Annotated in this window: 7 protein-coding genes; 3 read left to right on the top strand and 4 right to left on the bottom strand. The window is 69.6% G+C overall.

Going from position 1 to position 12,169, the window contains the following annotated elements; all coding sequences use genetic code 11:
• The first annotated feature begins 120 nt into the window (after window positions 1-120).
• Both LZ199_RS07355 and LZ199_RS07350 read left to right on the top strand, forming a co-directional pair.
• Window positions 121-2,757: a serine/threonine protein kinase gene (locus LZ199_RS07355; RefSeq protein ID WP_253992923.1), complete on the top strand. Its 2,637-nt coding sequence runs from the start codon at window positions 121-123 to the stop codon at window positions 2,755-2,757.
• An 85-nt stretch (window positions 2,758-2,842) separates the two neighbouring features.
• Window positions 2,843-4,600 carry an ATP-binding protein gene (locus LZ199_RS07350; RefSeq protein WP_253992922.1) on the top strand — a complete coding sequence of 586 codons (1,758 nt, stop codon included), beginning with the start codon at window positions 2,843-2,845 and terminating at the stop codon, window positions 4,598-4,600.
• Window positions 4,601-4,603: 3 nt separating this feature from the next.
• Here the strand turns inward: LZ199_RS07350 and LZ199_RS07345 are convergent, their stop codons facing one another.
• From LZ199_RS07345 to LZ199_RS07330, 4 genes are all read right to left on the bottom strand, one after another.
• Complete coding sequence (locus tag LZ199_RS07345; RefSeq protein WP_253992921.1) at window positions 4,604-5,761, bottom strand: L,D-transpeptidase family protein; 1,158 nt, start codon at window positions 5,759-5,761, stop codon at window positions 4,604-4,606.
• Window positions 5,762-5,923: 162 nt separating this feature from the next.
• Window positions 5,924-8,164: a LysM peptidoglycan-binding domain-containing protein gene (locus tag LZ199_RS07340; protein WP_253992920.1), complete on the bottom strand. Its 2,241-nt coding sequence runs from the start codon at window positions 8,162-8,164 to the stop codon at window positions 5,924-5,926.
• A 141-nt stretch (window positions 8,165-8,305) separates the two neighbouring features.
• On the bottom strand, window positions 8,306-9,889 hold the full coding sequence (locus LZ199_RS07335) for a multiheme c-type cytochrome (protein ID WP_253992919.1): 1,584 nt from the start codon (window positions 9,887-9,889) through the stop codon (window positions 8,306-8,308).
• Between the two features lie 5 nt (window positions 9,890-9,894).
• Window positions 9,895-10,278 carry a response regulator gene (locus LZ199_RS07330; RefSeq protein WP_163865298.1) on the bottom strand — a complete coding sequence of 128 codons (384 nt, stop codon included), beginning with the start codon at window positions 10,276-10,278 and terminating at the stop codon, window positions 9,895-9,897.
• A 171-nt stretch (window positions 10,279-10,449) separates the two neighbouring features.
• On the opposite strand from LZ199_RS07330, the gene LZ199_RS07325 reads away from it, so the two are divergent.
• Entirely contained in the window at window positions 10,450-12,114 is a 1,665-nt protein-coding gene (locus LZ199_RS07325) for a mechanosensitive ion channel family protein (RefSeq protein ID WP_253992918.1), read from the top strand.
• The last annotated feature ends 55 nt before the right edge of the window (window positions 12,115-12,169 follow it).

The following is a 12,169-nucleotide window of genomic DNA, read 5'->3' as shown; positions in this document are numbered from 1 at the left end:
AAAAATTGGCGCTGCTACGCGCCTGTTGCCTGCCTGCCTGGAGAGCGCGTGAGGGTCTCCGTGTGGTTGACCCTACAGAGGGGCGATCGCTAGGCTCCCATTGAACGGACCCTCCCCCACGTGACGACCTCTCAACCGAAGCGTCAGCCCATCCCATTTGGGAAGTACCTCCTACTGGACCGCGTCAACATCGGCGGCATGGCGGAGGTGTGGCGCGGCAAGCAGTTCGGCGCGAGCGGCTTCGAGCGGCTCGTGGCCATCAAGCGCATCCTGCCGAACATCGCGGAGGACGAAGAGTTCATCTCGATGTTCATCGATGAGGCGAAGATCAGCGTCCAGCTGAGCCACGCCAACATCGCGCAGATCTACGAGCTGGGGCAGATCGTCAGCAGCTACTTCATCTCGATGGAGTACATCCCCGGCAAGGACATGCGGGCCATCTTCGACCGCTGCCGGAAGAAGGGTGAGCCCGCGCCGGTGCCGCTGGTGGCCTTCTGCCTGTCCAAGATGTGCGAGGGCCTGGACTACGCCCACCGGAAGAAGGACGGGATGGGGCGGGACATGAACATCGTCCACCGCGACATCTCGCCGCAGAACGTCCTCATCTCCTTCGAGGGCGAGGTCAAGGTCATCGACTTCGGCATCGCCAAGGCGGCGGGCAAGGCGACCAAGACGCAGGCGGGCATCCTCAAGGGCAAGTTCGGCTACATGAGCCCGGAGCAGATCCGCGGCCTGCCGTTGGACCGGCGCTCGGACGTGTTCGCCATCGGCGTGTGTCTCTACGAGATGCTCACGGGCGAGCGGCTCTTCGTGGGCGACAGCGACTTCAGCGTGCTGGAGAAGGTGCGCAAGGCGGAGGTGCCGCCGCCGTCCACGTTCAACCGGCGAATCCCAGAGGCGCTGGAGAAGATTGTCATGCGCGCGCTCGCCAAGGACGTGGACGAGCGCTACCAGTACGCCAGCGAGCTGGGCGATGACCTGCAGCGCTTCCTCATCACCAGCGAGACCATCTTCGGCCGCAAGGACCTCATGCAGTACATGAAGTCCACCTTCGCGGAGGAAGTGGAGCGCGAGCGGCAGCGGCTGTCCGACTACGCCGACATCCGTCCTCCCGACGGCATGCTCGCCGCGCTGGAGGCGGCCACGGGCTTCAGCACGGGTGGCTCCGGCGGGATGATGGCCATGCCCGCGGCGGCTCCCTCGGCGCCGCCCCCGCAGGCGGTTCCCGTGGTGCAGCCGATGGGCGCGCCGCCCCGGTCCACCGCGACGATGGGCTCCGTGTCCCCCACCGGCGTGCGGCGCTCGCCCACGCTGGCCGCGCTGCCCCGGCTGACGGCGGCCACCGCCGCGCCCGCGCCGAAGGAGGACGAGGTCCAGGCCACGCAGCTGGTGTCCAGCGACCACGTCTTCGACGAGCGGCCGGAGCCGACGACCCAGCCGGGCGCCGCGGTGGGCCGCGCCGTCACTCCGCTGGAGTCGCGCAACCAGGTCCAGGAGGAGGACGAGGACGACGAGCCCACCACGGGCAAGACGGCGGTCCTCCCGCCGCAGGCGCCTCCTCGCAACAACTCCCTGCCGTCCATGCCCGTGCTGACGCCCGCGGGCGCGCCGGCCCGTCCTTCGGTGACGGTGCCCACGCTGATGCCCTCGGAGGTCGCCAACTCGGCGCCAGGACCGCGTGGCAGCCGTGGCGGTGGAGATGGGCTGCCCCGCATCGTCCGGGAAGGTCCCTCGCCGGACGTCTCCCAGGGGATTCCGCGCTCGGCGCTGCCGCCGGACGTCTCGCAGGGCGTCTCCCGCGCGGCGCTGGCGGAGGGGATGCAGGGCGGCCACTCGCGTCCGCCGCCCATGCTCGGCGCGGGGACTCCGCCACGGCCGCCTCCGGCTCGCCATGTCGAGCATGAGGACGACGACGAGCAGGAGGACCGGCCGACCGCCGCCGTGCCCGCGCTGGGCCGACGGGGCCTGGACAAGCGGGTGCTCTACGCGCTGGCCGGCGTGGCCGCGCTGCTGGTGCTCGGCCTCGTGGGGTGGATGGTGAGCCGGCCCGGGGTCGGCTACGTCATGCTGGACCTCCAGCGCGTGCCTCCCGAGGTGCGCGGCCGGATGCAGGTGACGTTGGACACCCAGCCCATCCCCGTGGAGGGCGCTGGCACCACGCTGTTGCGCGAGGTGACGGCCGGGCAGGTCATGGTCACGGTGAGCGCGGAGGGCTACAAGACCTTCACGCGGACCCTCCAGGTCAACAGCGGCAAGGGCGTGGAGCAGCTGGATATCGTCCTGGAGAGCCTGGTGCGCACCGCGTCACTGGTGCTCGTCACCCAGCCGTCGGATGCCCAGGTGAAGGTGGACGGCAAGGTCGTCCGAGCGCAGGGCGCCTCGGATGCGTTCATCAAGGGCGTCCCCATCTCCGGGCAGGAGTGGGTGGTGGAGATCAGCGCGCCGCAGCACAAGCCGGCGTCCAAGCGGGTGCCGCTGACGGGCGATGGCCCCTTCGAGGTGTCGCTGAAGCTGGAGCCCGTGGTGTCCAAGGTGTCGGTGAAGATCGACTCCAAGCCCGCGGGCGCCGTCATCTTCGCGAACGGCCAGGAGCTGGGCGAGACGCCGGCCACGGTGCTGGTGAATCCGAACGTGCGCCAGCTCACGCTGAAGCTGAAGTGCCACAACGACGCGGAGGTGGACGTGCCCGCGCCGGAGGCCGGAGAATCCATCGCCACGGCGACGGTTTCCCTCAAGCGTCAGCCCCGCTGCCGTTAGATTCCATGAAATCGAGCCCCGCTTCCCTCGTGGGAAGCGGGTGCGTCAGCTCCCCGTCCGGAGGAGCGACAGGAGGCGTGTGTCCGTGAGCAAGGTGCGCAAGGTTCACAAGGAAGATCCGCTGGCGGACCTCCCTCGTTGGGCGCAGCAACTGGCCCGCAAGTACTACACGAAGACGGTCAGCACCTTCCTGCTCTTCGGGGCGGTGAGGGACCTCCAGCCGCTCCAGTTGGAGGACGGCGGACGGGGCTTCGGCACGCTGAAGACCTTCCTCTCCGAGGAGCTGTTCGGCGGCAGGGACCACGTCCTCTTCTACGACCGCTCGTCGGGCATCCGCTCGGCCACGCCAGAGACGCAGAAGGACCTGGCGCGGACGATGGCCGGCTACGACGCGATGTACGGCACGGACTACTCGAAGGTGATGCCGAGAGACCCGGGTCGGGCGCTCCAGATTCTGGAGAACTTCCTGCGGATGCGGCTGAGCGAGGGGCGCTCGCTGGCGCTCATCATCGACTTCGCGGAGACGCTGGTGCCGGGCGGGGAGATTTCCCACCTGTCGTCCGAGGACCGCTTCGTGCTGGCCACGCTGGACAAGTGGGCGCATGACCCGCAGTTCCTCGCGGGCGACGTGTCCGTGGTGCTGCTGGCGGAGAACCTGGCGGACATCTCTCCGCGCATCTCCCGCAACCCCTACGTGGCGCCGATTGAGCTGCCGCTCCCCACCGAGGAGGAGCGGCTGGAGTACGTGCGCTACAAGCTGGAGGGCAAGCGGCTCCAGTCGCTGTCGGAAGTCCCGCTGGCGGGCCTGGCGAAGATGACGGCCGGCCTGTCGCGCATCAACCTGGACCGCGTGCTGACGGAGGCGCTGGAGCGGGAGATTCGCATCACCTCCGACCTGCTCAAGGAGAAGAAGAAGGAGATCATCCAGGCGGAGTGCCACGGCCTGCTGGAGTTCATCGAGCCCTCGCACACGCTGGACGCGGTGGCGGGACATGCCAAGGCGAAGCAGATGCTGCGGCAGGCGGCCTCCGCGCTGAAGAAGGGGCGCATTGAAGTCATGCCCATGGGCTACCTGCTGTCGGGCCCGGTGGGCACGGGCAAGACGTTCATGGTGAGCTGCTTCGCCGGGGAGATTGGAATCCCGGTGGTGAAGTTCCTGAACTTCCGCAGCCAGTGGCAGGGCGTCACCGAGGCGAACCTCGAGAAGATCTTCAACCTCCTCAAGGCGCTGTGGCCGGTGGCGGTGATGATTGACGAGGCGGACACCTTCCTCGGCAACCGTGACTCGGGCGGGGACTCCGGGACGAGCAGCCGCGTGTTCGGCTCGATTGCCTCCTTCATGGGCAACACGCAGTACCGCGGCAAGATTGTCTGGTTCCTGATGACGGCGCGGCCGGACCTGCTGCCCATCGACCTGAAGCGACAGGGTCGCGCGGAGGAGCACCTGGCGCTCTTCTATCCGCAGACGGACGCGGAGCGGGACGAGCTGTTCCAGGTCATGTCCAAGAAGACGGGCGTGTCCGTGGAGGGCATCGACTCCTTCTCCACGATGATTCCGGAGGGGATTCGAGCCTTCAGCGGCGCGGACATCGAGGCCGTCATGGTGCGCTCGAAGTTCCGCGCGCTGGCGGAGGGCCGCGAGTCCGTGGCGAAGGAGGACCTGGCCGCGGTGCTGGCGGACTTCGTGCCGCCCAGCTACCCGCTGGAAATCGAGCTCCAGAACCTCGTGGCCGTGCAGGAGTGCACCAGCCGGGAGCTGTTGCCGGAGGTCTACCGCTCGGTGGACCGCGACGCCATCACCCGCCGCGTGCGCGAGCTGAAGGCGCTGCTCGAGGAGGGGTAGCACTCAGGAGACCGGCACCAGGGCGCCGCCCAGGTGCGGGTCGTCCACGTGCTCCACGATGGCCACGCGGTCTCCCGCGGAGAGCGCGTCGTGGAGCACGACGATGGCCTCGTTCGAGTGACGGATGCAGCCACGGGACACGTCCCCACCGAGCAGGGCGGGGGCGTTGGTTCCGTGAAGCTCCTCGGCGGAGTGCCGCCCGTCGGCCCAGGACAAATCGAGGATGCGCGTGCCGAAGACGTGCCTGTCATTCCACAGGCGCGCCCCGGCTGCCTCGGCGGCGGCCTGGTCCAGTCGGGCTCGGACGACCTTGAGGCCCGCGCGCGTGGGTGTGGCGGTGGTGCCCGAGGCGTTCGGGAAGATGTCCAGGAGGCGCCCCTCGTTGTCGTAGAGGAACGTGCGGTGCTCGCGCAGCGCGACGACGACGCGCACGGGCTGGCCGTCGTAGACGGCGGGAGGAATCCCCTGGGACTGGCCCTTCAGGCCGGGCTCGGGAGCGAGCGCATCCAGGGCGCGCAGCGTGGCGGTGTCCAGCGTGCCCGTGGGTTTGAGGGTGGGAAAGTCGCGGCGCGCGTGCACCTGGAAGTTGCGCAGGGCGCGCACCGTCTGCGGGCCGAACTGTCCGTCCGCGCCGCCGTGGAGGGCGAAGCCCATGTTCAACAACGCCGTCTGCAGCGCGCGCGGGCCGTCACCTCGCGAACCCGAGCCGAGGACGACCTGGCCCGAGGCCACGTCTGCGAGCTGGGGCAGGCCGGTGAAGCGAGCGTTGGAGAGGGGAGGGGCGATGGGCACGGGCGGCCAGGAGGAGCTGCTCCAGCCACTCACGGAGGTGGGCTGCGCGGGAGCCGGACCGTCGCCCCGCGAGGTGGTGGGGCGCGTGGGTGGCCCGAGGGAGCTCGAAGCGGGCTCCAGCACGTTCGGCCCGGTGATGCCGTGGGCGAGCCTGTCGGCCTCAGGGCCGCGTTGAATCGTCCGTGTTTCGTGGGACGGGAGTCGCGAGACCTGGATGCGCGGTGCGGTCTCCAGGACGTTGTCGCGGGCTCGCGACGGAGGATGCGTGTGCGCCCAGCCGAAGCCTTCCTCACTCGGAAGCGCGACGTCCTGGGCGTCGAGTGGGAAGGGCAGGGTGAGCGAGTCGTTCCGCGAAATGGGCAAGGTCATCCCCCGCCCATTTGCAAATCACTCGCCCGACGGAGGGACGTCCGGAGACGCCCTCGCGCACAGGCTTACGGCGCGCTCAGCGAACGGGGGAGGTCATCCCCGTGCCGGTGTGCGGGACCTGCCCGAAGGCGGGACGGCCGGAGACGTCCTCGCGCAACAGGCTCACGGCGCGCTCAGCGAGAGCACCTTCCCCGTGGGGAGAGTGCGGTGGTCCTTGATGTTGTTCCACCGCATGATGTCCTCGACGGTGACGCCGTAGCGCTGCGCCACGGACCAGAGCGTCTCGCCCTCGGCCAGCGCGTGCACCTTGCTGCCCGGCTTCCCCGCGCTCGTGGCCACCTGCTTCGCCATCACCACCGTGCCCGCGCGCTCCTGGACCTGGGACGTCCCCTCGGGCCACACGTACACCAGCGAGCCCACCTGCAACGTGGGGTTGCGCCGCCGCAGGTTGTTCCACTTCTTCAGGTCATCCACCGACACGTTGAACTTCGTGGCGATGACCCAGAGGCTGTCGCCGGACTGCACGCCGTACGTCACGCGCTTGCGTCCATTGAGCGTCTCCGTCTTCACCGGGCCGGCGGCCACGGGTCCCTTCGGCGTTCCCGCGGGCACCTCGTCCTCGGGGCGGTGCACCACCACGCCGCTGCGGCGGGCCTGCGCCACCTTGCTCGCCAGCGCGCCGCCACCCGTGGGGCCCGCCTTGCTCGCCGGTACCGGAATCACCAGGTCCGTGCCGAGCTTCAACGTCCGCGCGCTCTTGAGCCGGTTCATCTGGAGGATGGCCTCCGACGCCGTGCCGTAGCGCTCCGCGATTTGCGACAGCGTGTCGCCCCGCTTCACGGTGTGCACCCGGAACGTCAGGCGCTCGGCCGGCGAGAGCTTCTTGAAGCCCTCCGCGAACCGGGGCGACGAGCCCGGGGGAAGCCGCAGCTTGTAGGGGTTCTTCGCGCTCGCCGGAGGCGTGCACCAGCGCTTTAGCTCCGGGTTCAGGTCCTGCACGTCCTGGATGTTCACCCCCGCCGCGCGCGCCACCACGTCCAGGTCCGTCGCGTCCGTCAGCTCCACCACGTCGAACTCGAGCGGCTGCTCGTAGTCGAACTCCTGCTCGGAGAAGCCGAACGCCGACGGGTTCTTCGCCACCAGCGCGGCGGCGATGAGCTTGGGCACGTAGTGCTTCGTCTCCTTCGCCAGGCCCTTCTCCTCCGACAGCACCCAGAAGTCGCGCGTGCCGTGGCGCTCCACCATGCGCCGCACGCGGTAGGAGCCGGTGTTGTAGCCCGCCCACGCCAGGTACCAGTGGCCCAGCTCCCGGTAGAGGTCCTTGAGGTACGTCGCCGCGGCGCCGGTCGCCTTGATGGGGTCCCTGCGCTCGTCCACCCAGAAGTCCTGCTTGAGCCCGTACTGTTTGCCGGTGCTGGAGATGAACTGCCACGGACCGGACGCGTGCGCCCACGAGTACGCGTGCGCGGAGAAGCCGCTTTCAATCATCGCCAGGTACACCGTGTCCCGGGGCAGGCCGTGCTTCTCCAAAATGGGCTGCATCACCGGCAGGTAGCGCGCGGAGCGGGACATCCACTTGCGGAACCAGCGCCGTCCGGGCCCCTGGAAGAACTGGATGTACTGCGCCACCAGCGGCTGCATCTCCACCGGGATGTCGTAGCGGTCCTGAATCAGCCCCACGTCGAACGCGGCCAGGTTGGTGATGAGCGGCAGCTGCTCCGGCGTGTCGTCCTCGCGGAAGGTGGGCTCCTCCAGCGCGTCCAACATGCGCATGCGCAGCGGGTTCGCGAGCCCCAGGCGACGCAGGGACTGCATCACCTCCGCGCTCGGCCGCGCCGCCGGGTCCAGCGTCGCGCCTTCCAGCGCGCGCAACTCCTCCAGCTCTGCGGACTCGGACTCCACCATCTCACGCGTCGCCTCGGGCTCATCGTCCGGGTCCTCCGCGTCCGCGCCGTTCGCTCCCGCGCGCTTGTCGTCAGCGTCGGGCCCGTCGCCATCCGCCTTGTCGTCTTCAGCCGCCCCATTGCCCGCAGTGGCGGCCTTGGCCTCGCCCGCACCCGAGGAGGCGGGCGCCTTCACCGTGTTGCCCGGAGCCGGCGTCACGGCGGTGCTCGCACCCGAAGGCGCGACGACCTGGGCCGTGGAGCCCACGGCAGGCGAGGAGGCGGAGCCCTCGGTCTTCGCGGCACCGGTGCTCGGAGGAGGCACGGGCTCGCTCTTCGTCACGGCGCCACCCGAAGTGGGCGGCGTATCCTTCACCACCGAAGGAGCGGTGGCCATGGCCCGTGTCTCCTCCGCGGCGAGCACGCGCATGCCGGGCGGCGGCGGGGGCATGGGCGGTGGCACTCCCCCCGAGTTGGGGAGCGAGGCCAGGTTCAGCACGAGCAGGCAGAGAGGCAGCATTTGGTCGCAGGAAGAGTGCGCCCAGAAGCAGGCGAAGGCCGAAGTATTCGCGCTTTTTCTTGACAGTCAAACTACGAGTCGCGCGGTATGGCTTATCTCTGCACGCTCCGTGGGTACGAGCGGCCAGGCGCTGACACGTGATTACGGTTTGACGGGCTTCGGTGCGTCCGCTGGCTTGCCCGGCGGCTGGGCGTCCACGGGCTTTCCGTGTCCCGGCCCCAGGATTCGCGGCAGGTACGTCGCGAAGTCGAAGTGGGGCGAGTTCTCCGGGTTGTGGCACGTGACGCACACGGCTTCACCGGGCGAGGCGATGATGTTGTCCGCGGTCGGCTCGTCCGAGTGCGCGGAGCCCGGGCCGTGGCAGCTCTCACAGCCCACGTCCTCGCGCCCGGCCACCTTGTCCAGGCGGCACACGCCTCCGGGCTGTTCCCAGCCCGTGACATGGCAACCCACGCAGTTGAGGTGGTGCTGCTTGCCCACTTCTTCCAACGTCTCCCAGGCGTGGTGGTGCTTGGACTTCTCCCACACCGGGAACGATTCCTCGTGGCACGAGCGGCACGGCTCGTTGCCGACGAAGGCCGACTGGCCCTTGGCGGGCACGGGGCAGTCCTGTCCGTGCTCCTTCGCCCACGCGAGGTTCAGCTTGCCGACCTCCGCGTCGTAGCGCGCCACCAGCGCCTGCGCGTCTGGCCGCGAGGGCAGCCCCGACTCCAGCGGCACGAAGCGCACCGTGAAGCCATTCACGTCCGGCGTTGACGCGGGCGGCGCCGTCACCAGCGCCTGCCTGCGCGCCACCAGCTCGTCGCGCTTGGCCTGCTTGAGCGCCTTGAGCTTCGGGTCGATGCCCGGGAGGTTGATGTCCTTGTCCAGGAGCGCGGTGCGCTGCTCCAGCGCGGCCACCTCGCGCTCCAGGTCGGCCTGGCCCTTCTGGAGCGTGAAGCGTCCCGGCTTTGGCGCGTAGCTCAGGTCCACGCGCACCAGCGAGCGGCCCTTGCTCTGCGGCGCGACGACGGGCACCGACGCCTTCACCAGCCGATTCTGCTCTCCGCTCATCTCCGTGGCGGAGCGCGTGGCCACCAGCACGTCCACCGCGAGCCCCGGCGTCTCCGCCGCCTTCTGCGCCTCTTCCAACGGCGCGTCCAAGAGCCCGAGCACGAAGTCCGCGCCTTCCGCGCGGGCCCTGGCGCTGGCCGCTACCAACTGGGCCGGCGAGTCCGCGGCGACGACGCCCACCTTGCGCGAGCCCGCCGGCAAGAGCTTCACCGCGCCGTCAGAGACCTCGGGCAGCCCCAGCCCCTGTCGGAAGTCCGGGCCGCGCGTGTCGTCCAGGGGACCTGTGGCGCGCACCGCCAGCCCCATCAGCCGCATGGCATCCGCCAGCGCCTTCGCCTTCAGCTCCTCCTGGGGAACCTGGCCGGGCTTGAGCGTGGTCTCACCGAAGAGGCTGTTGCCGCCGTCCACGTACAGCACGGGCAGGGTGCCCTGGCGCGCCTCGCGCACCTGGAAGGCCGCTCGGGCGATGCCGCCGCGCATGTTCTCGCTGCAGCCACAGGGGCCCAGGTAGCCGCGCGTGTCCGCGGAGACGAAGAGGATGGCACCGGGGGCCGACGTCGCGCTGACACCCGCCTCGGGCTCGGGCGGGTGGGGCGGCGGCTCCTTGCGCATGCATCCACCGAGCACCAGCACCAGGCCCCAGAGGGCGGCGAGGAGGACGGGGCGCCGCATGCGGTTCACCAGAGGATGCTCTGCACCAGTTCGTCGATCTTCTCGCCCATCGCCTCCAGCCCGTTCTCCTTCGACAGGAAGCCGTCGGCGCCGACCTGCTCGGCCAGCTTGGACAGCTCCACGTCGGGGAGGCTGGAGAACAGGACGATGGGGATGTCCTGGGTGCCGTACTCGTTCTTCAGCGTGCGGCAGATGTCGGTGCCCTTGGCCTCGGGCATGTGGATGTCCGTGAGGATGAGGTCCGGCCTCCACGTCTGGAGCGTCTTCTCGAACTCCATGAGCGTGGAGGTGGCGACGACCTCGTAGCCGCGTGCTTCCAGCACGGCCTTCTCCATGGCGAGCGTGATTTCGCTGTCGTCAATCAGGAGGATTCTTCGCTTCTCGGACACGTCGACCTTCCTTGGGCTCCGTTTCTATCCTACCCCCACCCGGCGCACCAACGCCTTTCCCGCGGGGTAAGACGGGGCGGTGTCGCGGACGTCCCCCTCCCGGTCGTCCGGCCGGGGGGGCGGGCCTGACTTCTTCCGGCAAAGCCACCGAAAAGGAGTATGGAGGGCGCCATGATGCACCGAGACCGCCGAGCCTGGACGGCCCTTCTCCTGGTGGGGAGTCTCCTCTGGACGCTGCCCGTCGCGGCGCTCAATTCGGGCCTGGAGCCACCCGCGTCCCCCGTGGACCGGCAGTCCCCCCATTCCACCACCCAGGGGTTCCTGGCCGCGGCCCACCGGGGGGACTACGCCACGGCGGCGCACTACCTGGACCTGGACTTCATCCCCCGCGCCCAGCAGCCCGAGCGGGGGGCCCAGCTGGCGCGCCGGCTCAAGTTCGTCCTGGACCGCAAGCTCTCCATCGACCTGTCCCTCTTGAGCAAGGCCCCGGAAGGGGACCCGGCCGATCCCCGCTTCGACCAGCTGGGCGTCATCCCCCTGGAAGGCGCCAACGTGTCCATCCGCGTCCAGCGGGTGGCCCAGGACGGCGGCCTGGTCTGGGTGTTCAGCGAGTCCACCGTGCGGATGGTGGACCCCCTCTTCGAGACGTACGGCCCCCGCGTGGCGGAGTGGCTGCCGCCGTTCTTCTTCTCCGGCACCGTGTTCGGCCTGGAGCCCTGGCAGTGGCTGGGCCTGCTCGTGACGCTGCTGGGCTCGGTGGGACTGGCCCTGCTCCTGGAGCGGCTGACGCTGGCGTTCGGGCTGAGGCTGGCGAAGTGGACGAACGTCACGCTGGATGACCAGCTGGTGGCGGCGGGACGGGGGCCTTTGCGGCTGCCGTACTTCGCCATCCTCCTGGCGGTCGGCACGGCCCTGCTGCTGCTGCCGCGCCCGGTGCAGACGCTGCTCAACCGGTTGAGCTACTCGCTCATCATCGTCGCGCTGGCGTGGTTCATCCTGCGCTTCCTGCGGGTGTTCGCCAACTTCGTGCAGAACCGCGTGTCGGGCGACATGCGCGACGCGGGACGGGCTCGCTCGCTGCGCACCCAGTTCGCGGTGCTGCGCGCCGTCTTCGAGGCGGCGACGTACGTGGTGGCCGCCGCGCTGCTCCTGATGCAGTTCGAGGTGGTGCGCAACGTGGGCGTGTCGCTGCTCGCGTCCGCCGGTATCGCCGGCATCGTCATCGGCCTCGCGGCGCAGAAGTCCATCGCCACGCTGCTCGCCGGCATCCAGCTCTCCATCACCCAGCCGGTGCGCATTGGCGACCAGGTGGTGGTGGAGACCGAGTTCGGCACCGTGGAGGAAATCACCCTCACGTACGTGGTGCTGCGCGTCTGGGACCAGCGCCGCATGGTCATCCCGATTACCTACTTCCTGGACAAGCCCTTCCAGAACTGGAGCAAGTCCAGCACGGAGATGCTCGGCGCCGTCACCCTCCAGGTGGACTACTCCACGGACGTGGACGCGGTGCGCGGGGAGCTGCGGCGCATCGTCGAGCAGGACGCCAAACACCTGTGGGACGGCCGGCTCCAGTCCGTCGTCGTGCTGGAGGCGCAGGACCGCACGCTCACCGTCCGCGCGCTCGTCAGCGCGGCCAACCCGGACAAGCTCTTCGATTTGCGCGCCCTCGTCCGTGAGCGCCTGGTCGCCTTCCTTCGGGCCCATCCCGAGTGGCTGCCCTTCACCCGCACCGAGTCCCGGCAGGCTCCCACGGCGGCACTGCCGCCCCCGGAGGCTCGGGACCCCCAGCCGGACGCCCCCCAGGATTCCCCGCCACCGGGCCCTCGCAGCTCCTGAGAGTCCGCGAGAGACGCAGGGGGCCCTTGCCTGCCGGGAAGGTGTTTTGAATATT

This window comes from Myxococcus qinghaiensis, from assembly GCF_024198215.1.
Classification (GTDB): domain Bacteria; phylum Myxococcota; class Myxococcia; order Myxococcales; family Myxococcaceae; genus Myxococcus; species Myxococcus qinghaiensis.
This window is presented reverse-complemented; position numbering and strand designations above follow the sequence as displayed.

What these genes read in the sequence shown, in the direction of transcription:
- LZ199_RS07345 (WP_253992921.1), bottom strand. Translation starts at nt 5,761, where the DNA reads ATGACCTTGCCCATTTCGCGGAACGACTCGCTCACCCTGCCCTTCCCA.
- LZ199_RS07340 (WP_253992920.1), bottom strand. Translation starts at nt 8,164, where the DNA reads ATGCTGCCTCTCTGCCTGCTCGTGCTGAACCTGGCCTCGCTCCCCAAC.
- LZ199_RS07335 (WP_253992919.1), bottom strand. Translation starts at nt 9,889, where the DNA reads ATGCGGCGCCCCGTCCTCCTCGCCGCCCTCTGGGGCCTGGTGCTGGTG.
- LZ199_RS07325 (WP_253992918.1), top strand. Translation starts at nt 10,450, where the DNA reads ATGATGCACCGAGACCGCCGAGCCTGGACGGCCCTTCTCCTGGTGGGG.